Source organism: Metallosphaera javensis (ex Hofmann et al. 2022), from assembly GCF_022064045.1.
Taxonomy (GTDB): Archaea; Thermoproteota; Thermoprotei_A; order Sulfolobales; family Sulfolobaceae; genus Metallosphaera; species Metallosphaera javensis.
The window spans coordinates 38204-62792 of record NZ_JAKNCW010000003.1 but is presented as its reverse complement, the minus strand read 5'-3'; the positions used below and the strand labels follow the sequence as shown (position 1 = coordinate 62792).

34 protein-coding genes are annotated in these 24589 nt (G+C 47.2%); 17 read left to right on the top strand and 17 right to left on the bottom strand.

What is annotated here, in order from left to right; all coding sequences use genetic code 11:
• Positions 1–90 precede the first annotated feature (90 nt).
• Positions 91–1611, top strand: a complete 1521-nt coding sequence (locus tag L3N51_RS03395) for a dihydropteroate synthase-like protein (protein ID WP_238025470.1) — start codon at positions 91–93, stop codon at positions 1609–1611.
• Entirely contained in the window at positions 1571–1966 is a 396-nt protein-coding gene (locus L3N51_RS03390) for a hypothetical protein (RefSeq protein ID WP_238025466.1), read from the top strand. Before L3N51_RS03395 ends, L3N51_RS03390 begins: the two co-directional genes overlap by 41 nt.
• Position 1967: 1 nt before the next feature.
• On the opposite strand, the gene L3N51_RS03385 is transcribed toward L3N51_RS03390, so the two are convergent.
• Together L3N51_RS03385 and L3N51_RS03380 are read right to left on the bottom strand one after the other, a co-directional pair.
• Positions 1968–2384, bottom strand: a complete 417-nt coding sequence (locus L3N51_RS03385) for a 6-pyruvoyl trahydropterin synthase family protein (protein ID WP_238025465.1) — start codon at positions 2382–2384, stop codon at positions 1968–1970.
• The gene (locus tag L3N51_RS03380; RefSeq protein WP_238025463.1) at positions 2381–2866 is read right to left on the bottom strand and encodes a hypothetical protein; all 486 of its coding nucleotides are present in this window, start codon (positions 2864–2866) and stop codon (positions 2381–2383) included. Before L3N51_RS03380 ends, L3N51_RS03385 begins: the two co-directional genes overlap by 4 nt.
• Positions 2867–2898: 32 nt before the next feature.
• Between L3N51_RS03380 and L3N51_RS03375 the strand changes: the two genes are divergently transcribed.
• From L3N51_RS03375 to L3N51_RS03350, 6 genes are read left to right on the top strand one after another with little or no spacing between them, the layout of a single operon-like run.
• Positions 2899–3327, top strand: coding sequence for a hypothetical protein (locus tag L3N51_RS03375; protein WP_238025461.1), 429 nt, complete (start codon positions 2899–2901; stop codon positions 3325–3327).
• Entirely contained in the window at positions 3324–3740 is a 417-nt protein-coding gene (locus L3N51_RS03370) for a HEPN domain-containing protein (protein WP_238025459.1), read from the top strand. Before L3N51_RS03375 ends, L3N51_RS03370 begins: the two co-directional genes overlap by 4 nt.
• On the top strand, positions 3724–3942 hold the full coding sequence (locus L3N51_RS03365; RefSeq protein WP_238025456.1) for a hypothetical protein: 219 nt from the start codon (positions 3724–3726) through the stop codon (positions 3940–3942). The genes L3N51_RS03370 and L3N51_RS03365 overlap by 17 nt, the downstream gene beginning before the upstream one ends.
• On the top strand, positions 3897–4544 hold the full coding sequence (locus tag L3N51_RS03360) for a 6-hydroxymethylpterin diphosphokinase MptE-like protein (protein WP_428846154.1): 648 nt from the start codon (positions 3897–3899) through the stop codon (positions 4542–4544). The genes L3N51_RS03365 and L3N51_RS03360 overlap by 46 nt, the downstream gene beginning before the upstream one ends.
• A 38-nt stretch (positions 4545–4582) precedes the next feature.
• Positions 4583–5716 (top strand): isopropylmalate synthase, encoded by a 1134-nt coding sequence (locus L3N51_RS03355; RefSeq protein ID WP_238025454.1) that lies wholly within the window; start codon positions 4583–4585, stop codon positions 5714–5716.
• A gap of 39 nt (positions 5717–5755) precedes the next feature.
• Positions 5756–6340 carry an MBL fold metallo-hydrolase gene (locus tag L3N51_RS03350; protein WP_238025640.1) on the top strand — a complete coding sequence of 195 codons (585 nt, stop codon included), beginning with the start codon at positions 5756–5758 and terminating at the stop codon, positions 6338–6340.
• A gap of 4 nt (positions 6341–6344) precedes the next feature.
• On the opposite strand, the gene L3N51_RS03345 is transcribed toward L3N51_RS03350, so the two are convergent.
• Positions 6345–6521 (bottom strand): ribbon-helix-helix protein, CopG family, encoded by a 177-nt coding sequence (locus L3N51_RS03345; RefSeq protein WP_012020583.1) that lies wholly within the window; start codon positions 6519–6521, stop codon positions 6345–6347.
• Between the two features lie 143 nt (positions 6522–6664).
• Here L3N51_RS03345 and L3N51_RS03340 point away from each other — a divergent pair, with 143 nt between their 5' ends.
• Positions 6665–6958: a hypothetical protein gene (locus tag L3N51_RS03340; RefSeq protein ID WP_238025447.1), complete on the top strand. Its 294-nt coding sequence runs from the start codon at positions 6665–6667 to the stop codon at positions 6956–6958.
• Positions 6959–7113: 155 nt separating this feature from the next.
• Here the strand turns inward: L3N51_RS03340 and L3N51_RS03335 are convergent, their stop codons facing one another.
• Genes L3N51_RS03335 through L3N51_RS03325 form a run of 3 tightly spaced genes read right to left on the bottom strand, consistent with a single transcriptional unit; the run spans position 7114 to position 9287 of the window.
• Positions 7114–7344: an Lrp/AsnC ligand binding domain-containing protein gene (locus L3N51_RS03335; RefSeq protein ID WP_238025446.1), complete on the bottom strand. Its 231-nt coding sequence runs from the start codon at positions 7342–7344 to the stop codon at positions 7114–7116.
• 36 nt (positions 7345–7380) lie between these two features.
• Positions 7381–8559: an ABC transporter permease gene (locus L3N51_RS03330; protein WP_238025442.1), complete on the bottom strand. Its 1179-nt coding sequence runs from the start codon at positions 8557–8559 to the stop codon at positions 7381–7383.
• On the bottom strand, positions 8556–9287 hold the full coding sequence (locus tag L3N51_RS03325) for an ABC transporter ATP-binding protein (protein ID WP_238025439.1): 732 nt from the start codon (positions 9285–9287) through the stop codon (positions 8556–8558). The genes L3N51_RS03330 and L3N51_RS03325 overlap by 4 nt, the downstream gene beginning before the upstream one ends.
• Positions 9288–9330: 43 nt before the next feature.
• Between L3N51_RS03325 and L3N51_RS03320 the strand changes: the two genes are divergently transcribed.
• Together L3N51_RS03320 and panB are read left to right on the top strand one after the other, a co-directional pair.
• Positions 9331–10008, top strand: a complete 678-nt coding sequence (locus tag L3N51_RS03320; protein ID WP_238025639.1) for a hypothetical protein — start codon at positions 9331–9333, stop codon at positions 10006–10008.
• Positions 9902–10690: a 3-methyl-2-oxobutanoate hydroxymethyltransferase gene (gene panB, locus L3N51_RS03315; protein ID WP_238025437.1), complete on the top strand. Its 789-nt coding sequence runs from the start codon at positions 9902–9904 to the stop codon at positions 10688–10690. Before L3N51_RS03320 ends, panB begins: the two co-directional genes overlap by 107 nt.
• Here the strand turns inward: panB and L3N51_RS03310 are convergent.
• Positions 10669–11469 (bottom strand): 4-phosphopantoate--beta-alanine ligase, encoded by an 801-nt coding sequence (locus L3N51_RS03310; protein WP_238025434.1) that lies wholly within the window; start codon positions 11467–11469, stop codon positions 10669–10671. The two genes, panB and L3N51_RS03310, sit on opposite strands and share 22 nt — an antisense overlap.
• On the bottom strand, positions 11424–12167 hold the full coding sequence (locus L3N51_RS03305) for a GHMP kinase (protein WP_238025433.1): 744 nt from the start codon (positions 12165–12167) through the stop codon (positions 11424–11426). The genes L3N51_RS03310 and L3N51_RS03305 overlap by 46 nt, the downstream gene beginning before the upstream one ends.
• A gap of 52 nt (positions 12168–12219) precedes the next feature.
• Here L3N51_RS03305 and L3N51_RS03300 point away from each other — a divergent pair, with 52 nt between their 5' ends.
• Together L3N51_RS03300 and L3N51_RS03295 are read left to right on the top strand one after the other, a co-directional pair.
• Complete coding sequence (locus tag L3N51_RS03300; protein ID WP_238025432.1) at positions 12220–14478, top strand: 4Fe-4S dicluster domain-containing protein; 2259 nt, start codon at positions 12220–12222, stop codon at positions 14476–14478.
• On the top strand, positions 14475–15038 hold the full coding sequence (locus tag L3N51_RS03295) for a nucleotidyltransferase family protein (RefSeq protein ID WP_238025431.1): 564 nt from the start codon (positions 14475–14477) through the stop codon (positions 15036–15038). The genes L3N51_RS03300 and L3N51_RS03295 overlap by 4 nt, the downstream gene beginning before the upstream one ends.
• Here the strand turns inward: L3N51_RS03295 and cutC are convergent.
• The 7 genes from cutC to L3N51_RS03260 all read right to left on the bottom strand — a co-directional run bounded on the left by cutC (position 14983) and on the right by L3N51_RS03260 (position 18987).
• On the bottom strand, positions 14983–15495 hold the full coding sequence (gene cutC / locus L3N51_RS03290; protein WP_238025430.1) for a glyceraldehyde dehydrogenase subunit gamma: 513 nt from the start codon (positions 15493–15495) through the stop codon (positions 14983–14985). The two genes, L3N51_RS03295 and cutC, sit on opposite strands and share 56 nt — an antisense overlap.
• A 5-nt stretch (positions 15496–15500) precedes the next feature.
• Complete coding sequence (gene cutB / locus L3N51_RS03285) at positions 15501–16337, bottom strand: glyceraldehyde dehydrogenase subunit beta (RefSeq protein ID WP_238025429.1); 837 nt, start codon at positions 16335–16337, stop codon at positions 15501–15503.
• 33 nt (positions 16338–16370) lie between these two features.
• Complete coding sequence (locus L3N51_RS03280) at positions 16371–16502, bottom strand: YHS domain-containing protein (RefSeq protein ID WP_425597987.1); 132 nt, start codon at positions 16500–16502, stop codon at positions 16371–16373.
• 17 nt (positions 16503–16519) lie between these two features.
• Entirely contained in the window at positions 16520–17257 is a 738-nt protein-coding gene (gene cobA, locus L3N51_RS03275) for a uroporphyrinogen-III C-methyltransferase (protein WP_238025428.1), read from the bottom strand.
• Positions 17258–17320: 63 nt separating this feature from the next.
• Positions 17321–17911: a hypothetical protein gene (locus tag L3N51_RS03270; RefSeq protein ID WP_238025427.1), complete on the bottom strand. Its 591-nt coding sequence runs from the start codon at positions 17909–17911 to the stop codon at positions 17321–17323.
• A gap of 5 nt (positions 17912–17916) precedes the next feature.
• The gene (locus tag L3N51_RS03265; protein ID WP_238025426.1) at positions 17917–18159 is read right to left on the bottom strand and encodes a hypothetical protein; all 243 of its coding nucleotides are present in this window, start codon (positions 18157–18159) and stop codon (positions 17917–17919) included.
• 9 nt (positions 18160–18168) lie between these two features.
• Positions 18169–18987 carry a hypothetical protein gene (locus L3N51_RS03260; protein WP_238025425.1) on the bottom strand — a complete coding sequence of 273 codons (819 nt, stop codon included), beginning with the start codon at positions 18985–18987 and terminating at the stop codon, positions 18169–18171.
• 172 nt (positions 18988–19159) lie between these two features.
• Here L3N51_RS03260 and L3N51_RS03255 point away from each other — a divergent pair, with 172 nt between their 5' ends.
• The gene (locus tag L3N51_RS03255; RefSeq protein WP_238025424.1) at positions 19160–20281 is read left to right on the top strand and encodes an amidohydrolase family protein; all 1122 of its coding nucleotides are present in this window, start codon (positions 19160–19162) and stop codon (positions 20279–20281) included.
• A complete protein-coding gene (gene taw21, locus L3N51_RS03250) occupies positions 20244–21014 on the top strand; it encodes a tRNA 4-demethylwyosine(37)-methyltransferase Taw21 (RefSeq protein ID WP_238025423.1) in 771 nt (256 codons plus the stop codon). The genes L3N51_RS03255 and taw21 overlap by 38 nt, the downstream gene beginning before the upstream one ends.
• Positions 21015–21020: 6 nt before the next feature.
• Here taw21 and L3N51_RS03245 read toward each other — a convergent pair whose 3' ends face one another.
• The gene (locus L3N51_RS03245) at positions 21021–21248 is read right to left on the bottom strand and encodes a hypothetical protein (protein WP_238025422.1); all 228 of its coding nucleotides are present in this window, start codon (positions 21246–21248) and stop codon (positions 21021–21023) included.
• An 83-nt stretch (positions 21249–21331) separates the two neighbouring features.
• On the opposite strand from L3N51_RS03245, the gene L3N51_RS03240 reads away from it, so the two are divergent.
• Together L3N51_RS03240 and L3N51_RS03235 are read left to right on the top strand one after the other, a co-directional pair.
• On the top strand, positions 21332–22618 hold the full coding sequence (locus L3N51_RS03240) for a glutamine synthetase family protein (protein WP_238025421.1): 1287 nt from the start codon (positions 21332–21334) through the stop codon (positions 22616–22618).
• Entirely contained in the window at positions 22618–23595 is a 978-nt protein-coding gene (locus tag L3N51_RS03235) for an alcohol dehydrogenase catalytic domain-containing protein (protein WP_238025420.1), read from the top strand. Before L3N51_RS03240 ends, L3N51_RS03235 begins: the two co-directional genes overlap by 1 nt.
• Here L3N51_RS03235 and rtcA read toward each other — a convergent pair.
• The gene (rtcA, locus tag L3N51_RS03230) at positions 23576–24580 is read right to left on the bottom strand and encodes an RNA 3'-terminal phosphate cyclase (protein ID WP_238025419.1); all 1005 of its coding nucleotides are present in this window, start codon (positions 24578–24580) and stop codon (positions 23576–23578) included. The genes L3N51_RS03235 and rtcA overlap by 20 nt on opposite strands.
• Positions 24581–24589 lie beyond the last annotated feature (9 nt).

Genomic DNA, 24589 nt, shown 5'->3' with positions numbered 1-24589 from the left:
TCAGGAAACGTGGTGAGATTGGCTCACGTGATGAAAGGGCTCACTTAATCTCATTTATTTTAACTCACGATTCTATCAACTTCAAGGATCATGAGAGTACTGCTAATTACAGGTAAACTGGCCAAACCCATCCTGGAAGAGGCAGTTAAAAACATGGGAGATGAGGTTTCCATTCTAGCACTGGATTATCCTGTGGCATCCTTGATGAGCATCAGGTATATCCTGGAAAGGTTGAAGGTTAGAAAGGAGTCGCTATCCGGGTACGACTATCTGATCTTGCCTGGACTGGTTTACGGTGATGCCAAGATTATAGAAAAGGAATTGGGAATTAAAACCTTTAAGGGAACGGAGAACGCCTGGGACGTGGTGAGGGTGATAGAGGCACTGAGGAATGGCGTTGAATTATCCACCATATATCCCGCTGATGTAATCCTCAATACATCCATGATTGAGGACGCTAAAAAGATCTTGGAGAGGGTGGAGGCTGACGCCAATTACGTGTTCGATGTAGGCTTCAAGGTTCCGCTCCGTCCCCCACCATTTCGACTTCTTCTGGAGCTGGACCCGTCACATCCACTGGATAGATGGATCCATGAGATTGAGAGAGCCAAACTGTATGTAGACGGAGTGGTGGTGGGCTTTCCCGTTGGGTTCTCCGACCTAGATGAGGTTAGGAGGAGGGTAAAATCCGTAAGAGACCTAATTCCGGTAGTGGGAATTGACAGCGACTCGCCATATGTGTTGAGGGAGGGGGTTAGAGAGGGAGCCACCCTGGTCTTCAATCTTAACGAGGAGAATATTGAGAAACTGGAGGAACTCAGGAAGGACTCCGCGTTCGTGGTGGCACCATTTTCCACTGAGAACAGAGCAGAGTTGACTGTGAGCTTGGTTAGGAGAGCTAGGCTCAAAGGTTTTGAAAGGCTCATTGCCGACCCGGTTCTCTCCCCGCCTCTCATGGGCTTTACCGAAAGTATAATGGACTACGCGAAGTTGAGGACAGTACTACCAGATACTCCACTTATGATGGGGACACTGAACGTGACTGAGTTAATTGATGCCGATAGCCATGGGGTGAATTCACTGTTGGCAGTGATGGGGATGGAACTGGGTGTATCAATTTTACTTACCATGGAAAAGGGTAAAACTAGGTGGAGCGCATGGGAGCTTAGGGAGGCTACCAAGATGGTTTCTGTGGCCTATTCCCAGGGAAAGGTTCCTAAGGATGTCGGAATTGACCTCCTCATCCTCAAGGACAAGAGGAGATTGAAGGTTACTCCTCCTCAAGGGAAAAGAGTGGTTGCAAGGAAACTGGAACCAGAGATGGATAAAACGGGCTTCGCACACATAGTCCTTGACGATAGGAGAATTGTGGTATCATTCACGGGCAAGAAGGAGGCTTCAGTTGAGGGAGAGGATGGTCTCCTGGTGGGAAGAACGCTTCTCAGGGAGGTTGAGGGGATCTCACCTGAGCATGCACTCTACATAGGCTATGAACTAGCAAAGGCCGAAATTGCGGGTCATCTGGACAAGAACTACGTTCAAGATAAACCGCTTGTGAGGAGGATAGGTCTTGAGAGTTATAGTGCCCAGAGTAACAGTACTGAACAGTGAAGGCTACAGGGTTTCCATAGCCCATTATCCCCTTCAGGACTCAGGGGAGTGGGTGGATAGGATACGCAACACCATGAGGATTTCATCGTGCGATAGTCCGATTCCTTGTTATTCCCTGATCTACGGTGGTATTATACTCTTTCAGGGGGATAAACCTGTATGGAGAGGGGAATATAACGGTTACTTTTCCATAACTAACAGTTTATGCAAGGATAGCCTCGATCAGTTTGTGGCGAAGGTTGATAGGGGAGAGGATGCCTGTTTGAAGACCGAGGAGGGCACGCTTACTATCTTGAGGCATTGCCAGTCATGTTACAAGGTAGATCCCATTGGCCTCAGGATGATAGTGGATTAGGTTAAGGGTACTCTATCAAGGCGTAGGAGTCCGATCCCTCATATATCTTCACAAATACTTTGAAATTATTTCCTAGTTTAGTAAAGATCTGTTTAGCCATCTCCATACCTATGTATTCAACCGTGGGATAGGGAGCGTCAATCAATTTCACCTCCACCTTGAACGGTGACGTTATACTGATCTTCTCCATGTCCTTTCTGGGAACTATGAACTTGTGATCCCATGAGGAGATAGCGTCTCTCACCATCTCCCTCAACTGGTTGAAGTCCACCACAAATCCGTTCTCCTCGTGAACCTCCCCTTCAACTTCTACAGTGACCCGATAGGTATGCCCGTGAAGCTGATTATCCTTGGGGGAGGAAAGTGTGTAATGAGCAGAATCTATGGAGAAACCCTCTATACCTACTCTCACCTTCATTGAATTTTCACCATGTTCTTCTCAAAGTGTTCCCACAAGGCCTCTATTAAATATCTAATCTCGTCACAGATGGACTTGATGTCGGTGTCCGTCCTTATCCTCTCGATGAGCTTATTCACGTTAACCAGGTCCTGAAAGCTCCCGGAAGCTATTGTCCTTCCCTCAAAGGTCAACCTTTCCCCCAGTGAGGTATTGCCCCCGTATTCCACAAGTCTATAGATGGTGAATGTAAGCGAGTCCAGATCACCTTCAAACTCTCCCATCCTCCCCTGAATCTCCCTTTTGAGAGTTCTAACCTGTTCCCTCACAAGTTCCACGAGGCTATCCACCACCTCAATTCTGGATCTGAAGGTCTCGTTCTCCAGTAAAGACCTGAACTCTGTGCTTTCCAGACACTTGGAATTGCACGGAACGTCCACCTCTATGATCTCCATCTTCATGGACGGTCTTGATGACTGGTAGCGCTGAATCCAGTAATCCATAACTTTATTTCACTTTCTTTAAGACTTTAAACATGACCGTTTGGGAATTTATTGCAGATTTATCCGAATCCATCTTGGAACATTACGAAGAGAAACTAAGGGGCTTAGCATTCCTTCCCCACGATCCAGTATTAATGTTGGTAGTTCTGGATGGCGTGGACCAAATATCGTTCCTTGCCAGGGGGCAAATATTTCAATATTTCTATAAAAAGGAGAGAAAGCATGATAGGGTCAGGAAAATGGTCGCGGAGAGCGGTTCCGATCCCTCAGTCATAGGAATAGTTATCAGTCCCAATGAGCTCGGTCACCATTACCCCATTGTTCTCAGCATCCTATCTGCAGGATATATCCTTTATGATCCCAGTAATATTTTCAAGGAGAAGTGGAAAGTGGTGGACTACCTTGGGAAAAAGCTAATTGATGTGAAAAACATCAAGAAAGGGGAGGTAGTTGAGATTTGAATAACAGCGCCCTTGCTTCGGAGTATCTTTTGAGGGCTACAAGGACATTGAAGGAGAGCACCGATGCCTTCAATGACGGCGACCTTTACTACACAGTGGTGAGATGCAAGGAGACCCTTGAAAACCTGGCATCAACGTTGCTTTCCCTATATGGAGTTGTGACCGCCAGTGGTTCACCGGTTGACGTTTTGGGTTATCTGGCGGAAACAAGGGACATTGACCACCCCATCAAGGCAGTGATTTCCGAGATTCAAGAAGCGTGGAGGGAGATTACACCCATGACTTATCTAAACGAGTCGCCAACAAAGGCACCATCGGTCACCGCAAGACAAGCCGAGGTTAAACCCCTCCTTGAGAAGGTCGCTTCACTCTTCGATAAAACGAGGGAGATATTCGATGGATTCCACAATTGATCTAGATAATTTCGATTGTTCCAGCAATCCCTTGGAGGCTCTGGAGTACCTCCTTGGAAAGGAAGTGGTGTTCTCCATATCAAGGAATAGTCCCTTCCTTCCTATAATAAGGACCAAGTATAAAATCAAGGAAATATCCAGGGAAGGTGATATTATATATTTCAAGATCAATTCCGATGGCTCAGGTTCTATGACGAGGTAAGAAGGCAATTTGGCTTCTCGGTCAGGGCCGACTACATTTCATCTCTTTTGCTCAATTTGCGCATAAGGGAGGACCTAGAGTACAGGCTCGCGAATATTCTGGATGGAAAGGATGTAGCCCTAGTCGGAGCTGGACCTTCCTTAAGCAACGTCAAGGAAGTGAGAGGGGACGTCATAGTCTCGGCTGACGGAGCCACAAATTATCTAGTTGAGAGGGGTATAATACCGGACGTAGTTGTCACGGACCTTGATGGCTTGATGAGCTTTCCAGATTCCCTCTACGTGGTTCACGCTCATGGAGATAACCTCCCCTTTCACTGGAAACTCGACCTGATGAAGAGCGTGATAGGAACCACTCAGGTTTACCCCTTTGGGAGGTTGAAGCTATACGGTGGATTCACAGATGGAGATAGGGCCTTCGTCCTTGCCAAGGCCTTTAACGCGAGATCCATCAGGCTTTACGCCATGGATTTTGATTCCGACTACATAGGCATGTATTCTAAACCCTTTCTAAGATGTAACGTTCCCATGACTCACATCAAGAGAAGAAAACTCAACATAGCAAAAGAAATTATTCATACCCTAACTAGGAAAGATTTATAAAAATTGGGAGACGTTTATTAGTGTGGGTAGAGGGATGAGTGTTCTCCACTAGAAGAGTCAGGATATTTGATACAACTTTACGTGATGGGGAGCAGGCACCTGGAATAGATCTTACCATTGATCAAAAGGTAAGGATTGCAAGGCAGCTTCAAAGACTTGGAGTGGATGTCATAGAGGCCGGGTTCCCGGCTTCGTCCGAGGGAGAGTTTATTGCAACCAAGAAGATTATTGAGGAGGTAGGAGACTCAGTCGAGGTTACGGGGCTGGCTAGAGCTAACAAGGGTGACATTGATAAAGGCATAGAGGCAGGTCTTTCCAGTATTCACGTCTTCATTGCAACCTCGGATGTGCATTTGAAATACAAACTAAAGATGACAAGGGATCAGGTTATAGATAGAATTTACGAATCTGTTAGGTATGCAAAATCACACGGTCTTATAGTGGAGTACAGTCCTGAGGACGCTACTAGGACAGAGGAGGAGTTCCTGTTACAGGCCGTAAGAACCGCAGTGGAGGCAGGAGCTGACAGGGTAAACATACCTGATACTGTTGGGGTGATGCACCCCTTCAAGTTTCAGGAGCTTATCAAAAAAGTGGTTTCAGTAGCCTCCGGAAAGGTCATAAGCGTGCATTGTCACAATGACTTTGGTCTGGCCACTGCCAACTCCATAGCAGGAGTGGTGGGTGGTGCCAGGCAAGTCCACGTTACGGTAAACGGTATAGGCGAAAGGGCAGGAAACGCCTCACTGGAGGAAGTAGTGATGGCACTCAAGAAGCTACTGGATTACGAGGTCGGGGTCAAGCCCTGGTTGCTTTATGATACCAGTAAACTCGTGTCTGAACTGACTGGCGTGCCTGTTCCGTTCTTCAAGGCCGTAGTGGGGGACAATGCCTTTGGCCACGAGGCGGGCATTCACGTGCACGGAGTTATAGAGAATCCACTCACCTACGAACCCATGTCGCCTGAGGAGGTAGGTAATTTCAGGAGACTTGCACTGGGTAAGCACAGCGGAATACACGGACTCAGGAAAATCCTTGAGGACCAGGGCATTTATCTAGATGACGAGAAATTGAAAGTAGTGCTGAACGAGGTAAAGAAGATGGCTGACACGGGTCACAGGGTAAGCGCTGAGGACGCCAAGAGGATAGCATCTAGATTTTTGAGCTCCTGAGAGACTTTTCACCTCATGATAAAACTTCATGGACACTCAATGATTTCCTTGGATGACCTTCTGGTCATTGACCCGCACGATGGCGGAAGCATAGGCCTTGCTAAACCCAGCATTAGGCGAGCCGAATATGTCTTCATGACCCATGATCATTACGACCACAATGCCTTTCAAATAATGGAGAGTAAGGAAAGAAGAACCGGTTTCGTCGGAATTTTCACATCTTCAGGTTTTACGCTTCAAGGAATCCAAGCTAATCATGATAGAAATAACGGTAAATCACGCGGTAAGACAAGCATATACATTGTGAAGAGAGGGAATCTGTCTTTTGTTCACATGGGGGATATAGGGGAATATCCAAGCGAGAGTCTACTCAAAAACCTGTCAGCTGATGTCTTAGCCTTACCTGTGGGAGGGATAATAACTATAGATGCAAAGGAGGCATCGCAGCTCGTTAAGGAGATCTCCCCATCAGTGGTAATTCCCTTGCATTACTGGGTTAAGGGACACCTAATGCCCTTGGATCCACCAGATGATTTCCTGAACTTTACGGGACTCCAGGTTTACTCAGAAAGAGAGATAGACGAAAATAATTTTAAGAAAGGAATTTACTTATACAAATCTTAAATTTTTACAACTTCATTCTCTCTACTCTGGCAACAGGAACTGTCTCCTTACTCATCTCGTCCTTTACCATCTTCTCTATGGCTTTCCTTATGGCCTCACTCCTGTTGAGACCATACCTTATTGCATACCTGTCCAATAACTCTAGTAGATCTTCTTCTGCCTTGAATGTAATTACTCTCATTGTAGACCTAATACATATCTTGTATCGATAAGGTTTAAGTATATTCTGTAGCGGTAGTACCATCTTCCTACTTCAAGAGGAGTACTTAATGAGCAAGATTAATATAATAGGAGTCCCTATACTTTTTATTAGAGGAAAATACAGTGCCAACCATTCACCTTTCCATTCCCGAGTGGATGTACGAGGAGCTCAAGAGGAAAGCTGAGGATATGGGAATTCAGGTTACCGATCTTGTTAAGTTCTACATAAAGAATGGTATGGAGGGAGGCAACCAAGAGTCTTCTAGGAGTGAAAATACAGAGAAACTTGAGGAGTCAGTGGCCTATCTGGAGGCTAGGGTGGCACAACTTGATCTACTTGTAATGGAACTGGTAAGGAAATTGAAGGTCATAGAAGAGGGAGAGGAGGACGAGCAGGTAGAGATAGATCAGACCTGAGGAGTAATCGTTTTAATTTTGTCCACGATAAGTTACTGGGCCTATGGGATTGTGACCCTGGGTTCCAGGGAAGGATGAGCATAGGTGGGTCCCCTTTATACTAATAAGTGATGTAGCAGAGACGTTCTGAACAATGAGGAAAAGAAAAAAGCTGATTACATTGAAATAAGGGTTACAGTTCTAATTATGTTCGGGTTTCTCCTAATCTGACTGATTGTCCTGTTAATGTCGTCCAAATCCTTTCCTTCAATTTCTACCACAACGTCGTATTCTCCATATACTGCGGTCCCGTCCTTAACCCCCTCAAGTTTTTTTAATTCATTTAAAACTTCTGTTTCTTTCCCAATGGATGTAATTAATAACACATATGCTTTTAGGCTACCCATACATTAATGTACTACTTTACAATTAAAAACCTATCATCACTTAAGAAGCAGTCTTTCTGGGTTTAGTATCTTTGACGAGATCAAGATAAGAATAAGGGAGGCCACAAATGTCCCCAGGTAAAGGGAGATCATGGACAGGGTTAGACCAAATACCCCGTCTAGTAAGCCTCCCACAATTTGAACGTAAGGTATCAATAGAATGAAGGAGAGCGATCCCAGGGATCCGAAGTTGAGGATAAGGGAGGAGAACGACGCAAGCATGCCGAAACCCGTGATTATGAAGTTGATTATTTGAACGTTCCTCTGGGATCCGCCTATCAGGATCAGTAACACGAGGGAGATCGATGCGGTGAGCAGGACCATGAGTAGATATGCCACGATTACGGAAAGAGAGAAGCTTAGGGTCACCCCTGCATTTCCGCCCACTATGAAGGGGGCAAACACGGAGAAGGCCACTAAACCCACAAGGTCGCCAATTGACGAGATAGCCCCAAGGGCCATTGAAATTATCAACTTAGCTGATATAAACTGGAATGGAGAAATTGGAGAGGCGAGAAGGGATTCCAGGGTTTTCCTCTCCTTTTCTCCCAGTACTCCGTCAGTTAAGAAAAAGATCACCGGTGTGGCTGCTGGAAAGAGAATTAGCGAGATAACCCTAGCCAGTTGGCCCAGTCTGTCAGTGCTGCTCGAGGCCGCTTGCTTACTGGGTTTAATGTAACCCAGTTCGACCTCCAGCGGTTCCCTCACGGCAGAGGGAGAAACGTTCACGTGGCTCTCATTGGCAAGGAACGAGATCCTCTGTATTGACGTATTGTACAGGATTTGATAGAGGCCGTTGTTCACTATGGTCTGGGCATTATTTTGGGACGAGATAAGGACTACCTCCCTTACTACTGCGATCCTGTCTATGTTGGAGATGTTATTCGCGAAGCCTGGAGGGAAAATTATCTCAACATCAGGGACAATACTGAAGTTGTTAACGTAAACCACTCCACCATGACTTTTAACATAACTGGCCAGATCGTTCACGTACACGTTGTTCGAAGTGTCGTTATTTATTATCCCCACTGTGGGCGGTTGTGATGCCACGGACGCGTAAATTATTACGCCAATGAGTGGGAGGAGGAAGAGGGGAAGGAGAATTGAGGCAAGGAGAATCTTCTTATCCCTTTTCAGGTCTATCCATTCCTTTCTGAGAAGGTCGTAGAGCATCATCCCTCACCCACCAGTTTTATGAAGGATTCTTCCAAGTTCCTGGTCCCGGTCTCTTCAATTATTTCCTTAGGCCTGCCCAGCTTTATCCCCTTCCCGCTATTTATCATGAGGACCCTGTCACACATGTATTCCACCTCGAGAAGGTTGTGGGAGGACAGGATCAGGGTGGTATTTCCCTTCATTGATCGGATCATTTCCCTTATTCTAACGGAGGACTCCACATCCAGCGCGGAAGTAGGCTCATCAAGTATCGCCAGCCTGGGATTTACCATAAGGGTCCTGGCTATGATAAGACGTCTTTTCATACCCCTGCTGTACTCCATAGCCCTATCGTAAATCCTGTTCCCCAGGGACGCGATCTTCACCCCTCTCTCCAGAAAGGTCTCCTCAAGTTTCCTGTCACCCCTGGAGTAAATCCTCGCGTAGAATTCTAGGTTCTCTATTCCTGTAAGTCTATCGTATGGAAAGGCATCTTCAGGCATGTAAGATATGTAACCCTTCATTCTTGCTGACCTGGGACTCTCCCCAAATACCTTGACGTCACCAGAGTAACTTGTGATGATCCCGCTGAGTACCCTAAGCGTTGTGGTCTTACCCGCGCCGTTGGGCCCAATAATCCCAAAGACCTCTCCCTCCTCGACATCGAAACTAAGACCGTTGAGGATCATCTTTCGTCCCACACTCTTGTACAATGCTGTAACACTCACCGCTGGATGGTCCACGATCATACACTATTGAAAGTGGATTGAACTAATAATAATGTTTTCAAGAGTGTGTTTATTGATAGGGGGAATCAAGGATAGGCTAACTGAGGCTCTGCTGAAGTACGATAAGGCATCCATAATTTTGAGGGTAGCTATCTCCATAGTTGATGAGAGGGGTAGGGGAGAGGTAGGGGACTTCGATTATAGGACCTTGACATCCAGATTGTTGGAGTTGGGTTACGATTTTGAACCCAAGATGATATTGAGGGCGTTGGAAAGGGATTACGGAATTATTGAGACGTCCTATAAGTCAAGCAACCAGCACTGGTGGCGGTTCATAGACCTTGAATCGGTCAGGGAGTCCCTGGATCAGGGAGAGGAAGATCCAGAAATAGTCCTGATAAGGACCCAGGCCATGAGCCTTGGGCTGGAGGATCTGGAGAGGAAGCTTCATTCCCTCCTACAGAGGGGTGTTAAGAGTGACGTGGATAGGGCAATTTTCAGGAAAATTGCTTTTGAGGATCTTCCCCTCCTCCTAGACGTATATAGGAGATCGGTCCAGTTCGAAGAAACCAAGGACATTACCACCAGGATCAAGAAAATTTTAACGTTGGCCTCCAGAATAGCAAGGAACAGCAATGCAAAAATTAACTATTCGGGATTTCCTGAAAAAGAAGGGGAGAGAAAAGATAACCATGCTGACAGTCTACGATTACTCCATGGCAAAGATATTGGGGGAGAGTGAAATTGACGGGTTTCTGGTGGGAGACTCCCTGGGAATGAACGTCCTGGGTTTTCCGTCAACGCTTCAGGTCACCATGGATCACATGGTACACCATACTAGGGCAGTCGTGAGGGCGTCACCGAGGCAATTAGTAGTGGTGGATATGCCCTTCATGAGCTATGAACCATCCAACGAGGTTGCAGTAAAGAATGCCGGGATACTAGCCAGCGAGGGAGCCGACGCGGTGAAGCTTGAAGGGGGAGTTGAAGTATATGACAGGGTTGCCAACATAGTGAAGTTTGGTGTCCCCGTCATGGGTCATATAGGTCTCACACCTCAGAGATATCTGACCCTCGGTGGGTACAGGACTGTGAAGGACGAGTCCAGGCTCATCTCAGATGCTCTGGCTCTGGAAGAGGCGGGCGTCTTTTCCATAGTGATTGAGAACGTTTATGCGGAAATAGCCAGAAAGATAACTGAAAGGGTATCCGTGCCCACCATCTGTATAGGTGCCGGTCCTTACTGCGACGGCCAAGTGCTAGTTATTCATGACCTGCTGGGTATGGGGGATATTCAACCTTACTTCTCAAGGAAATACCTTGACCTGAAGACTGAAATCAGGGAGGCGGTTAAAAGATACGTTGATGACGTGAGAACTGGGAAATTCCCTGGGAAGGAAAACTACAAGTCAAGAGAGAGCTGAGATAACCTATCAGCCATGAACCTCATTGCGCTTTTCAGGATTTCCCTGTTATTGTAACTCGTCAGAATTTTCTTCCTTTCATCTTCTCTCAATCCCTTCACCTCTAAAATCTTGTTCCTCAAGGCTGGTATCGCCCTTGTCACATTGTCCACAATTGTCACGTTAGCAGTTAGGGAAGTCCTAGAAAGCGGGTTAAGGTCTATGGCTATCACTTTCTTCCCCATTCTCACGAGCGCCTCCGTCCTGTCACCATCCTCGAGGCCCAGCAGGACCACGTCAGCGGAGAATATTCCCCTCCTGCTCACCCTTCTCCTCTCGCTGAACAGCTCTGGGATGGTCTCCGAGGCATCCTCTCCCACACCGAGGACCTCCTTTGCTCCAGCATCCCGCAGGACTTTCTCTATTGCCCTCTCCCTCGTCTCATCCCTGTAAAAGAGGTTTACCTCAAGTTTAGCCGGAATAGTATCAGCCAGTTCTACTATCTCCCTTGGTACAAGCGCAGCTACGTTGCCATTGACCGAAATCACGGGGTTCTTTGCCTCCACCAAAAGAACCGCTGCCTCCAGGATAGCCCTCTCCGCGAAATCCCTGGTTCTCTCCCCTATGAGGTAATCAAAGCACTCACCTCTACCCTGTGCAATCAATCCTTGGGGAACAACCACGTCTTTATCAAGCGCTTCCACCAGTCTCTCCCTAATTAGTATGGACTCTCTTCTGGGATGATTTTCCGGCACTATTCCACGTACGCTCCTCGACTTGCGATCCTGTGTTTTATCCATGTGTCGGACTCCGGTTTCCCCAATTTAAGTATTAGTCCCTTCTTTCTGAAGGAGTTCGGATAGGGACTTCTGAACCCTAGTGCCTCTGTAAATTTTCTTGACACTTCAAAGAACTTTATCAGGGAGGGATTGCTTAGGAATTCGTCAATTAGGACTAACGAAATATCAAGAGGCTGAAGTATGGACTTCGTGGGGAGCATCTCCAGCGGTTTCGAGTAGATGTCCTCAGAGGATATGTCGAGGATCCTTATTTTTCCGTGGGGCGGAAATCCAGGTCTCTCCCTGTAAACTATGTTTCTACCAAAAAACTGGGAGACCACGTCTCCCAGTCCGTTCCCCGAAATGACCTCACTTTCATGGGCCATGAGTACCGCATGCTCCAGTTCCAAGCCCTTTATCTGTGACGCACCTAAGGCGTATGCCAGACTTATGGAGGCACTCATTCCGTATCCGAATCCCAGGGGTACTCCGCTCTCCATCTCTACCCTTACCTTGCCCATTCTGGCCTCTAGATATTCTATATTTTTCATTTTTACTAGATTTCCATTGAGATACACTCCTTCCCCTTGTGTCACCCTAGCGAAGGAGTAGGGCTCCAGTATCACCGTAATTCCCACGGAGCCTGACTGTTCAGCTCTCTCAGAGATGAAGGGACGCCAGACACCGGAAACACTGATAGGTATTACTACGTCAACCATTAGGTGATTTAAGGTAAATATATTTAAATGTTCTAACTTCTAGATCACCTAAATGCTATTAGACGCTTCCATCTTCAGTAGGGCCATTGCTGTTATGGGGTTGGAACCCATAAAGAAGCAGATGATAACTGAGGAGAAGGAGGTTATTATAGGCAGGGGAACCTCCATGTCGGGTTCCATATTACAGTACCTCAACCCCAGGGTTTCCATGGCCCCATCCAAGTTTGAGGATGGAAGCGTCTACAGGGTTGTGGAGAACAGGGGAACTTTCTCAAAGTTGGACGTGCCATCCGGTATCACCTTCAAGGAGCTTCTTGACAGGCTGTCTAGAGATAATCTATACCCGGCCCTATTTCCCATGTATCTAATGGGAAGCGTCGGCGGATTCGTTGCAACAAACGGTTCAGGATTTGGTAGTTACAAGTTCGGTTTTGTTAACTATAAAAAAATAGTCCACGAGTTCAAGGATAAGTTCACTGTTTCACTCTTGACAGTGAACTATGGAGAGCTAGTGGAGACATCAGAGGAATCAAAATTCTCGTGGACAGGTATTATCAGAGATGGAGAGGAAGTTTACTACGTCCCATCAATTTACTCTGGATTGCTCGAGAAAAGAAACGGCTCAGTCGATACGGCCAAACTGATAAACGAAATTTCTTCGTTGATGGAAAAGTTACTGGGTAATAACAAGATACCTATTTGCCTGCGGTTCGAGAAGGTTGTGGATGTACCCAACGTGGAGTGGGCTGTGGGTTACGTCATTAACTACAACTCACCATCTAGGCAGGTTGTGAAGTGCGGTTCCATTTCTAAGGACGAAATTGACGATCTATTCTCCTTCCTTAAAAAGAATCCTTCTGTGGTCCCCTTTCCCAACCTCCAGGGATATTCAGAGATAGAGAAAACAATACTCAATAAGTTTGATAAGGATATAAAGATTCCAAAATACGCCAACCCCATCAAGGCCGAATATCTAGAGGCCCTGAAGTGTGTAAACTGCGGTAAATGCCTGGATTCCTGTTTAGCTTACAGGACAACCCAGGACTACTCGAGGTCACCTCCAGGGAAATTCAGCAGGCTTTTCACAGGGGAGGTTAATTTTGAACCCTGTTTCGGGTGCATGGAATGCCAAGATGCATGCCCCGTTGGTGTGAATATTTCCAGCGTGACGGAAGCTCTACCCAAACTCAAGGAGAAAAAAACAGTGACGCCCATAGATACCCCTCAGGTCTCTTTTAGAATTAAGGAAATGGAAAAGATGGTGGATAGTAAGTATAAGAATAGACCCCCCGTCATGCTCTTCGCTGGATGTGCAGCCAAGTATGACATGCAAGGAATTGAAGGATTTTTGCAATTTTTGCTAGATAAAGGAGAAGAGCTCAACGATTACTCTCCAAGAGTTAAGGTGGTGGATGGATCATGCTGTGGTTTTGATAAACTGATCGCTGGAGATGTTGAAGGAGCCAAGGCAGACGTCATGAGAATTAAGGAAATGAAGGAGAAACAGGGGTTGAAAGGAGTGTATTTCCTCTGTCCAGAGGGGCTATACGTTTACAATAAGCTGAGTGGTGAACAGGGAGTTCTTGCATATGAACTCTTCAAGGATAAAGTGAATGGAACAGTACATGTAGGTTGTTGGGCTCGAAAACTAGGATATTCAGGGGAGGACAAGGAATGTGCTGGATCCTATTTCACTACGTATCACGGTAAGCTCGTGCAAATTAAGAGCAAGAAAGTTCTCACTATTTGTCCATTTTCCACTTGGAAATTCAATACAACCTCTGTATATGGGTCTTTTGCTAGGCTTGAGTCTACAAGGAGGCCTGTTGAGGAAATGAACATGGAAGTTAATGAGGAGGAGATAATAGACACGTTCAGGGAGGCGCTTAAGAACGCGATTCTACTGTCAGCTGATGAAGTTGCAGATAGGGCGAACTCATGGAGCCTAGGGGGTAAGTCATATTTCGTCCTCCTATCAGTCCCTGTTATAAGGAAGAAATTCACGAATACCCTAATACAGAAGCTAAGCCGTAATACTGAACTGAAAAACTATTTTAACAAATTAGTAAATAATCAGTTCTCTCTGGAGGAGAAATCCAGCAGGTGGAGCGAGATAGTTAATGGGATGAACTTCGATGAACTGGCTGATGAGCTAATAAAGAGGGTCGCCGATTCAGGGAAACTAGAATATGAGTCAAGGAATTTAGTTAATAAACCGGAGTTTAGATCTGCCGTACTGGAGGACATTCTGAAGAAGATAGTTACTCCATCAGTTATTCAAGATATAATAAAGAACATAGCATACATGTGAACGTGATAGGGATACTTGTTCTTGCAGGAGGAGAGGGGTCTAGGTTCAGGGGAAACAAGTTATTGGCCAAGATAAAGGATGTCCCCGTACTGGGATTGGTGCTGAACGCTTTACCTCGGGAAAGGGTGATAGTTGCGGGAAAGTATGCACCAGAAATTATTGCCCAGTTCCCAGACGAGATAATACTGTATAACCCCTACTGGAAAAATGGAATATCCACATCCCTTAAGTTGGGAATACGCTACTTCAGGGACTCCGAAGGCGTGCTGGTTGTTCTGGGGGATATGCCCCTCATAACTAAGGATACGATCTCCAAAATATTGAACCACTTTTCTCCTTCATGTAGTGCAGTGGTTCCTGTACATGAAGGAGAATGGGGTAATCCTGTCCTTCTCTCAAAAAAGTTATTTGATCAGGTGGATAACCTCACCGGTGACGTGGGAGCTAAGAACATTCTCAAAAAAAGGTCGGATCTGTGTTTCGTGGAGTGTGGGGAAGAAGTGCTCATTGACGTTGATACAGAGGCTGATCTAATCGAAGTTTCTCGGCGGCTGTCTTAATTGCCTCAACGATGTTCTGGTAACCGGTACATCTGCAAAGGTTACCAGAGATACCTTCTCTTATTTCCTCCTCTGTTGGGTTAGGATTCTCTTTCAGGAGCCAGACACTCTGCATGATCATGCCAGGGGTACAGTAACCGCACTGCAGAGCATGCTTATCCCAGAACGCTTCCTGAACTGGGTGAAGCTTTCCGTCCTTGGCTAGACCCTCGATTGTAGTGATCTCCGAGTTATCTGCCTCAACAGCTAGAAGAGTGCATGACTTAACGCTTTTTCCATTCAGGAGGACCGTACATGCACCGCAGTTTGATGTATCGCAACCTATATGTACTCCGGTGAACCCTAGATCTCTCAGAACATGTACAAGTAGTCTGCGGGGTTCCACTTCGGTCTCCACTTCCTTACCATTAACCTTGAAGGTTACCTTCACCTTTTGATCTTTCTCGTACACCTTCATTCTGTTCACCTCTTCAACGCATCTTGTAAAGCTCTCTTGGTCATAACCTTTGTCATCTTTTTCTTGTATTCAGCGCTTCCTCTTATATCCGAGGTGGGGTTAGCGTAACTCATAGCCTTCTCTGCTGCCTCCTCTATAAGCTTCTCATCCGGTGACCTATCTAGAAGTATTTTCTCCGCCTCAGTAGCTCTTACCGCCTTATTGTTGACGGCAGTGAGGCCTATCCTGACATCCTTAACTATCCCTGCCTCCTTCTTCAGGAGAACGGCTACCCCCACTATGGCGTAATCTCCTGCCCTCCTTTCCAGCTTCTTGTAGGCAAAGGAATACCCGTTGAAGTCAGGTATCACAACCTCCTTCACCAACTCTCCAGGATTTAGATCTGGGGAAAACATGTCCTTTGCGAAATCCCTGAAGGGTTCCTCCCTTTCCCCCCTGGTACCCTTAATCCTCACCACAGCATCCATTGCAATCAGGGAAGCGGGATAGTCAGCAGCCGGATCCAGATGAGATATTACTCCTCCTATGGTACCCATGTTCCTGACCTGGGGATCAGCTACAGTGGCTCCGGCCTCGCTCAACAAGGGCAGGTTAGCCTTCACAATCTCATAATGTGTAGTAAGCGCGCCGATCCTTATCTTACCGTCTTCCCTCTTGATGAAACGAAGGTCTTTCAAACCCTTCAACTCCACTAGATATGAGGGCCTGAGTATCCTGAGTTTTAACATGGGAATCAGGCTATGGCCACCAGCAAGTGCCTTGGCATCTTCATGCTTTTCCAGAAACTCATTTGCCTCATCTATCGAGTCGGGTATAACATAACCGAACTTTGGCGGGTACATATAACCCAATGATCCACAACGTATAAATGTTTTTCATGTACCTTGTTTCAAGTACTTCTCAGGTCTCTTTTTAAACTCCGCCATGCACATGGGGCTACAGAAATAGTATGTTTTACCCTTGTACGTGTATGTATAAGTAGATGCTGAAACTTCCTCTCCACACACGGGGTCCTTCAAATTTTTCAGCCTAAGACATTGTGGTAGTTCCACAATTTATTTCTTAACTTTACCACTTCTCCCACAATTATAACGGCTGGGGATGAGACGTTGTTTTCCTTAACGCAGTAATCCAGTCTTTCCAATGTGCACTCCACAACCCTTTGGGAAGGAGTGGTTCCCTTCTCTATAATGGCAACAGGTTCCCTCGGATCCCTAATCCCAAGAATGGCTTTCTTCACCTCATCTATCTTGGATATTCCCATCATAATCACGAGGGTTCCCTTCCTGGGAATATAGTCCGGATCTATACTGGAGCCATCGGCCTTGGATCCCGTAAGTACGCAGAATCCCGAGGAAAACCACCTTGATGTTACAGGGATTCCTGCATAGGCCGGAGCTGCTATGGCGCTGGTAACTCCCGGGACAACTTCGCAATCAATTCCCCTTTCTGTCAGGAAAGAGCATTCCTCCTCTCCCCTCCCAAACACGTACGGATCTCCACCTTTCAATCTTACTACGAATTTACCCTCCCTGGCCTTCTGAAGGAGTATTTCATTTATCAGGGACTGGTTATACGATTCGCCAAGGTTTTTCCCTGCATATATGAGCTCAGCGTCTTTCCTGGCGAATTTAAGTAAATCCTCGGAGACCAACCTGTCGTATACCACAACATCACAGGAGCTCAGAAGCTGTAGCCCCTTCACGGTGATGAGTCCTGGGTCACCAGGTCCAGCGCCAACCAGAACAACTCTTCCCTTCATCTCTGAACTACTATTTGCTGGAGTATAAAACTGACATCGTGTTGATCCAAGAGCTATGTTTACTTAAATTGCGTTAATCCTTCTCACAATGTAGACCCCGAACATTATACCCTCTAATAGCTTCACTCCATAAACTAGGATCAGCACGTTGTTCAGAAGAACTGTCTGAGACACCTCAAAGAGATTGGAGTAAATGTAAAGTAGAAGGACAAAGAACAGATCCGCTCCAAATCCAAGTGAATATAGAATAAATTTCTCCATGAACCTCAGGGAAGGTATAACATAACCAACTATAAATCCTCCAATAAACTGAAAGATGAAGGACATCACGAATATTATCTGCTGATGTAGCGCCACTGTATAGATCTGAGGAGTAAACCACGGGATCATGAGTAAAACCCCAATGATAATAAGGAGCCACGCTTTTCCTCTCAGCAGGACCGAGGTTACTGGAACCCTCTCCCCATCCTGATCCTCCACATATTTCTCGTTGGGTGTAGAGCTATGCAGCACATACCAGCCGAGCAACCCTCCTGCCAGAATGGGTCCCTGGTAGGAGATGAGTCTGAGCAGAGGATCTCCTAGTATATAGATAATTGCAGATATGAAAAGGAGTGCAATACCGGTGACCTCACCTATTTTAAGATAATTCATGATTATCACGGTAAGTGTATTATGTACACGACCTTTCCGTCTTCATTTTCCTTCTTGAGTATCTTTACCCCTTGGTCGCTCATGGCCATGGCCCACATATCAACTTGGTCAGCCTGTACACCGGGTGTGGCGAACACCTTGATATCTCTGTTACCTCCAGTTTCTAACCAGAATTTCATCAAGGTAACTGCAGGAGAGTTTGCCCCACAACCTCCCGATTGCTTCGTTAAGTCTACCTCATCGGTCATTTCACGCACCTAATATATCATGTTGGAACTGGCCCTTAAGATATTTTTGTTCTCGAGGTAATAGATTCTGTCCCATCCTCTCCTCCTCATTTCTTGGATTACGGATAGGATCACGGACTCAGCGTTACACAGCAGGGTAGTGCATTCGGTTAAGGATAAGTTATCCACTTCGCTCAAGAGTTTTCTCTCCCTATCATCACCGGAGGAGAGAAGTATTACCCTCCTGTCCTTGGTGGAAAATATTGGAGAGTGGAGGAATTGCTCAAACCTCTCTGCCCTACTGATTTCGCCAAAGATCTCTGACATCTTCAGAGAGGCAAAGTAGGCAATCCCGTAGTTCCCGGACTTTCCCACGAAGAATGGTTCATGGCCTAAAGGAAGAGGTTTACCCTGCTCTACCTTTTCCTCAATCCCGGCCAGTCCGTATAGGGTTTTGAGGGTGGAGAAGAAGGAGAGGGTTCCTGGAAGTTGTAACTTGGGCGTGTAGGGTATATCCACGATCTCATCAGCCTGCTCCGCAATCCTCGATCTCGGGTTGGCCGTGACCACGTAAATCTTGCTCCTACCTCTAAATTTTTCTAGTAACCATTGATAAACTACGGGTTTTCCTGAAACCGACACTATAACCAGAGATGCCGGAGGATCCCACTCCAGTAGGTCATACGGGTCGACGCATCTAAATTTTCCCTTACTTATTCCCTCTATGGCCAGGCATGCTGCGTAGGAATCTCCCGCTCCAGTTATCACTCCTCTCTCCAGTTTGACGTGTACCCTTGGTTCCACGTTGCGAATAGCGTTGGCCTCCTCCTCAAGAGCCTCTATAAACAAGGTATGATAAAATACGACTTCTCCGGTTATAAACGGCTAACTGAGAGGAACCGCATGATCACGAGAAATTCATGTGGTGCATTGCTGATGTTTGTGGCTATCCCGCTCTGAGGGGTGAGGTTTTCCGAACCTTTATAAGTTGAACAGGCTCTACTCAATTCAAGGAAGAATCTTGAAGATATTAATTAAGGCAGGATTGGCTTACGGAAAGACAGATGTGCTGAGAAATGTTCACTTGGGTATAGAGGGATCTAGGCTAGTGGCCGTGACTAGGGAGGAACCAGAGGACTTCGAGGACGCGGAACTTGTTCTAGGAGGCAGTGATAGAATCGTTTCTCCTGGGCTAGTCTCCACACATACCATTCTCTCACTTTACCCCTTCAGGTACTCAATAGTTTCAGGTAGGAAAAACCCAAACGATCTGGTTTCCTCAATGACGCAGAACGACGTTTATCATCTGGCTATCCTAGGTGCTTATCATCTTCTGAGGGTTGGAGTTACCACCGCAGTGACTGCAGATCCCTATCCGGAGAGCGCGGCGAGGGCCATGATTAAGGTGGGAATAAGACCCATAATTGCAGTTAACGTGGGTTGTAGCTGGGGCCCGTCGGACTGGAAACGGGAGTTCATGGTTCTCCACGAGAAGTGGAGCGGGGGAGAGACCAGGGTGGTTCTGAAACTGTGTGATGCCGAAGAACTTGGCGAGGTCACAGCCGTGTCCAATGAGCTCGGAGTTCCCGTCTTGATAGACAGGTCAGTCAACCTCACAGAGAACACGCCAAATAGGGTGATAGCTCTGGGTGGAGGATCCAGAGGAGATCTCTCAGTTGTGAAACAGCGCGGTTTGGGGCTCTCGTTTCTTCCGTCAGTGGAGGTTTGTAAGTTCACCCTGGGCTCGTACTCACCCTCAATTGCCTTAGATCTCAGCTTGAGGTATGACCCCAGAGCGGAACTGGGATTTGCCGTTTCCAGGTTATTGCTCACCCCTGAGGAGGCCTTCAGGTCAGCCACTCTCTGGGGTTACAATCAACTCCTCATGGGTTATCCTCTGGAGATAGGTTCCACTTCAGACCTGGTCGTTTATCAGGTGAACGAGCCTCCCTTCTATCCTCTTGACCTGACATCACCTTACGAGACATTAGTGTTCTCTACAGGAGTCCCAGAGACTGTGATTGTGGGAGGAGAGCCAGTCCTTGACGGAACTGTTCCCCTGAACGTGGGGAGCAAGGACGTGGAGGAGGTACAGGAGATTATCAATGAGTTTGGGGAAAAGTCGCATCTGGAAAAGAATTGAGATAATCGGGGACATAGCGGTCATTCCCATACCCTTCGAATACGAAATCAGCGAGTTAAAGAAATACGCAGAGGAGGTAATGGAGAGGACCAAGGTGAAGTCAGTGTGGGGCAGGAAGAGGGACGTTTCAGGGGTCTACAGGCTTCCCACCTATCTTCATCTGGCTGGGGAGGCTAGGAGCGACACCATTTACAGGGAACACGGTTGTTCCTACTATCTTGACATACGGAAGGTCTTTTTCTCAGAGAAGTTATCATATGAACACAGGAGAATAGCGGAAAAGGTCAGACCCGGGGAAAGGGTAGGAAACCTCTTCTCGGGGTTTGGTCCCATCTCAATTCTGGCTTACAAGTTGAGGAAACCAGAGGTAATATATTCCATTGACATCAATCCCTACGCCTATTACTTCATGATGGTGAACGTGGAGCTCAATGACGCGTATGGAGTAATACCCATGTATGGTGATGCGTTCGTCAGACTTAACCAGCTTGAACCCTTGGATAGAATAATCTCGCCCCTGCCAGAAAGGGATAGTGAGGCATATCAGCTGGCCTTGTCAAAGCTTAAGCCTGGAGGCTATCTTCATCTCTTCGCGGAGGTAGAGGTGAAACGGGGTGAAGATCCGGTGAGAAAGGCCATGGCTACTTTTCCAGGAGCGATAGAGGGAAGGGTGGTAAGAAGCGTTAACCCTGGAAAGTACCACGTCATTCTGGACATAAGGAAAGAGGTTTGACGCGTTTCATATCAGGCTTTTGATCCAAGAACCAGCGAAAAGTGTGGCATTCTTGAAATCCGTGAAGACTCCCCTAGACTTAAGGTATCCTCTAAACTTAACCTCAACCAGGTAAAGGAAGAGACCATTCTTAACTTCTCTACAGAAACGTATCTCATAATTCCCTATCCTTGTCACCCTCCTCTGACAGGCCATGACGCCCAAGTTCATTATTTCCAGTTCCTGTGGATCCACAGGTATTATTCCAACTTAGGCTAAATAACTGTTCCATCACCTAATGCTTTTATTTTGGATGGCCCACTAAACAGCAGATTAAGTTGTCAAGGACAGATCTCATTGAGACCCTCAAGTCCGGCAGAGTAGATTACGTGAGAGTAGAGTTCATAGACATCCTAGGTCACGTGAGAGGAAGATCCCTTAGAAGGGCAGAGTTTGAGAAAATAATGACGCAGGATCTTGGGGTTCCCTATGCCGAGTCCCTGGTCATGCTGGATTTTCAGGACAGACCATTGATGTCAAGGTACGAGGATATGATAGCTGTGCCTGATCCCCAGTCCTTCGTAATAATTCCCTACCTAGAGAGGACAGCCAGGGTACTTTCCTTTCTCTTTTCATCGGACGGGACACCGTTACCCTTCTGCACGAGGAGCCTCCTGCAGAGGGCAGTGAATAAACTGGAGGAGCACGGCCTCAAGCTGGAGACTTCCTTTGAGCCCACCTTCTACCTCCTCAGAAACAATCAGGGTAGCTGGGAGACAGCTGATATGGGAAAGGCCTTTTCTCCTGAGGGCCTTATGGATCAGCAGGACTTCTTGAAGGATGTGATCAAGCACCTTGAAATGGTTGGCGTGCAGGTGGAAATGATAAACAAGCATTACGGTCCCGGACAGTATGAGATCACCTTCTCCTCAGCTGACGTCATGAGCGCGTCTGACTATCTTATTACAGCCAGGGAAGTGATCAGGGACGTGGCTAAGATTCATGGAAGGATGGCTACATTCATGCCGAAACCCTTTGCCAATACACCCGGAAGTAGCATGGATATCTACCTGAGGCTGGTGAAGACCGATGGCTCCGATGCCATGCTGGATTCCAATGATCCCAAGGGAGTGGGGTTAAGCAGAACCGCCTATGCATTCTTTAGCGGAATCTTGGAGCACCTGGGATCAATCCTTGCAATAGCCTCCCCCACGATAAATTCCTATAAGAGGTTTAAGGAGCTGGTGACTCCAAACCTAGGCGGGATGGGTTCGGAGAGACACTTCCTCCTCAGGATACCCAGCAATATAAAGGAGCAGAAGGCGATAGAGTTCAGGCTTGCGGATCCGTTGACCAATTCCTACCTGCTGTTGTCGGCAATAATCTTGGCTGGTATAGAGGGTATAGAGAAGAACTTGGATACGGAAATTAACAGCGTTGTCAAGAGCATTCCGAGGGATTTGAGGGAAGCCCTGAGCTATCTGGAAAGGGACACCTCCCTGAAGTACTCCATAGGGGACGAGTTGATAAGGGCATTCCTTGAGCTGAAAACGAGAGAGATAGACGAGTATGAGTCTTTCATAACCCAGTGGGAAAGGGACGCATACCTCAAGGCAGGATGGTAATGTTAGCTGCAGTTCTCCGAGAGTTTGGAAGACCTCTCTCCTTAGAGGACGTTCCTACTCCTCCGGGATCCGTCAAGGTGGGAGCCACTGGGTTATGCCACGGAGATGTACATGTGCTTACGGGACAGTGGAGTTGGGACATCCAGACCAGGTTACCTCTGGTTTTGGGGCACGAGATATCCGTTGTGGATGAGAGGGGAAACACGTTTCTTGTTTATAACGCCAGGGGATGTGGCACATGCAAAGAGTGCAGGTCTGGGGTTCCACAGTTCTGCGAGAGGGTTGAGGTTCTGGGTATTCACAGGAATGGAGGGTTCGCTGAGAGGATTGATGTCTCAGGCTTCCCCCTGGTACCCGTGAGAGGTTCACCACTTGAGGTTGCTCCGTTGGCAGATGCGGGGGTCACAGCCGTGAGCTCGGTGGAGGGGATAACTGAGGGAAGCAGGGTTGCGGTGCTCGGAACGGGAGCAGTCGCGCTATTCTCTATCCAGCTTCTCAGGAACATCAATTCTGAGGTGTGGGTAGTGGGTAGGAACTCCCTGAAGCTTAAGAAGGCCAAGGAACTGGGGGCAGACGAAGTGGTCTTCACCAAGGGAGAATACTCCACAGATCTCTCTGGCTCCGTGGGGACAAGGAAATTCGACTATATTATAGACTACGTGGGCAGTGACCTCACCCTAAAGGAGCTACCATGGCTACTGAGGAGGACCGGTGAGCTCAGGGTTGTGGGCGAGTTTGGGGGAGAGCTGACCATACCGGGCCAGCTTCTGGTTCTCAGGGGACTCAGGGTTAAGGGAATACTTTATGGAACCCTGAGCAACTTAAAGGAGGTAGTGGAGTTATTTGAGAAGGGTAAACTTAGGACCTTAACGGTGCCCTATCCTCTGGAGGAGGTTAATCAGGCAATCATGGACCTTATGGAAGGGAGAATAGCAGGGAGGGCCGTAATTTATCCTCCTACTTCCTCCTTATCCTGATCCTAGAGGGGGACTTGCCTTCCAGGGTTACGTCCACCCCAAGGAACTTTCTCGTTACCTCTATGTTAGTTTCAGTGTGCTGGGTAAGGAACGAAGCTGAGTACTCCAAGTTCGCAAATGCTGAGAAGATCACCAGCATATCCCCCATGTGTGAGTCCACTCCGGCACCAGTTTTCAATTCCCTGACCAGATCTGTGCCAGCTTTTCTCCCAACGTTTTCCGCGGTAACTCCTATCTCTCCTATGCTATTTGCTCCCATGACCGAGGATCCGTAGGCTGCAAGCACTATTCCTGTGCCCTTACTTCCCTCCTTGGTTATCTCCTCCTCTATGTTCACGGGAACTTTGAACTCCTTCAAAACCTCCATTGCTCCCGTCACCTGCCTTCTGGCAATGTGGGATGGCAAGGAGGTGACATGTGATATCCCCCTTATCTCCCTCAACTCACCGAAATGGCTAAGGACCAAGTCACTCGGTTCACCCCTAAAGCCGTAGACCACCACCTCTCCTCCTCCTTCAGGATAGTGGCCCCTCCTCTTAACCTCTATCTTCCCGGTGATACCCATCTTCTCCAGAACTGGGATGAGAACAAGCCTCATGTAATCCACAGGAGGAGATAGAGGCACGTCAGTTCCTCCCCTTATCCTAAGGGAAATCTTTCTGTTGATCATCACCGGGATGGCGGTCATGGCAATTAGCGTCACGCTCCCAGCAGTTCCCACATCCACGGAGAAGTCTCCCTCAATAACGTTCCCAGGTTCAAATGCTAGCTCCGTAGATCCAAGGTAGTCCCCTCTCACCCTGGCGTTGGTGAGCATCTTCATAACCCTTACACTGGCTAGATGTTGGGGTTGAAGTCCCGGGTTCTTCCTCTTTGCCCTAATCCCCCTTATTCTGAATCCCCTTCCCGTGAGACATGAGAGTGTCAAAGACGATCTCAGGATCTGCCCTCCACCTTCACCGAAAGAGCCATCTATCTCGAGCACGGAAGTAGA

Bases quoted from the DNA above. Each gene is read 5' to 3' on its own strand.
- L3N51_RS03395 (WP_238025470.1), top strand. From the start codon at position 91: ATGAGAGTACTGCTAATTACAGGTAAACTGGCCAAACCCATCCTGGAA.
- L3N51_RS03385 (WP_238025465.1), bottom strand. From the start codon at position 2,384: ATGAAGGTGAGAGTAGGTATAGAGGGTTTCTCCATAGATTCTGCTCAT.
- L3N51_RS03380 (WP_238025463.1), bottom strand. From the start codon at position 2,866: ATGGATTACTGGATTCAGCGCTACCAGTCATCAAGACCGTCCATGAAG.
- L3N51_RS03375 (WP_238025461.1), top strand. From the start codon at position 2,899: ATGACCGTTTGGGAATTTATTGCAGATTTATCCGAATCCATCTTGGAA.
- L3N51_RS03365 (WP_238025456.1), top strand. From the start codon at position 3,724: ATGGATTCCACAATTGATCTAGATAATTTCGATTGTTCCAGCAATCCC.
- L3N51_RS03350 (WP_238025640.1), top strand. From the start codon at position 5,756: ATGATTTCCTTGGATGACCTTCTGGTCATTGACCCGCACGATGGCGGA.
- L3N51_RS03345 (WP_012020583.1), bottom strand. From the start codon at position 6,521: ATGAGAGTAATTACATTCAAGGCAGAAGAAGATCTACTAGAGTTATTG.
- L3N51_RS03335 (WP_238025446.1), bottom strand. From the start codon at position 7,344: ATGGGTAGCCTAAAAGCATATGTGTTATTAATTACATCCATTGGGAAA.
- L3N51_RS03330 (WP_238025442.1), bottom strand. From the start codon at position 8,559: ATGATGCTCTACGACCTTCTCAGAAAGGAATGGATAGACCTGAAAAGG.
- L3N51_RS03325 (WP_238025439.1), bottom strand. From the start codon at position 9,287: ATGATCGTGGACCATCCAGCGGTGAGTGTTACAGCATTGTACAAGAGT.
- panB (WP_238025437.1), top strand. From the start codon at position 9,902: ATGCAAAAATTAACTATTCGGGATTTCCTGAAAAAGAAGGGGAGAGAA.
- L3N51_RS03310 (WP_238025434.1), bottom strand. From the start codon at position 11,469: ATGGATAAAACACAGGATCGCAAGTCGAGGAGCGTACGTGGAATAGTG.
- L3N51_RS03305 (WP_238025433.1), bottom strand. From the start codon at position 12,167: ATGGTTGACGTAGTAATACCTATCAGTGTTTCCGGTGTCTGGCGTCCC.
- L3N51_RS03300 (WP_238025432.1), top strand. From the start codon at position 12,220: ATGCTATTAGACGCTTCCATCTTCAGTAGGGCCATTGCTGTTATGGGG.
- cutC (WP_238025430.1), bottom strand. From the start codon at position 15,495: ATGAAGGTGTACGAGAAAGATCAAAAGGTGAAGGTAACCTTCAAGGTT.
- cutB (WP_238025429.1), bottom strand. From the start codon at position 16,337: ATGTACCCGCCAAAGTTCGGTTATGTTATACCCGACTCGATAGATGAG.
- cobA (WP_238025428.1), bottom strand. From the start codon at position 17,257: ATGAAGGGAAGAGTTGTTCTGGTTGGCGCTGGACCTGGTGACCCAGGA.
- L3N51_RS03270 (WP_238025427.1), bottom strand. From the start codon at position 17,911: ATGAATTATCTTAAAATAGGTGAGGTCACCGGTATTGCACTCCTTTTC.
- L3N51_RS03265 (WP_238025426.1), bottom strand. From the start codon at position 18,159: ATGACCGATGAGGTAGACTTAACGAAGCAATCGGGAGGTTGTGGGGCA.
- taw21 (WP_238025423.1), top strand. From the start codon at position 20,244: ATGAGTTTGGGGAAAAGTCGCATCTGGAAAAGAATTGAGATAATCGGG.
- L3N51_RS03235 (WP_238025420.1), top strand. From the start codon at position 22,618: ATGTTAGCTGCAGTTCTCCGAGAGTTTGGAAGACCTCTCTCCTTAGAG.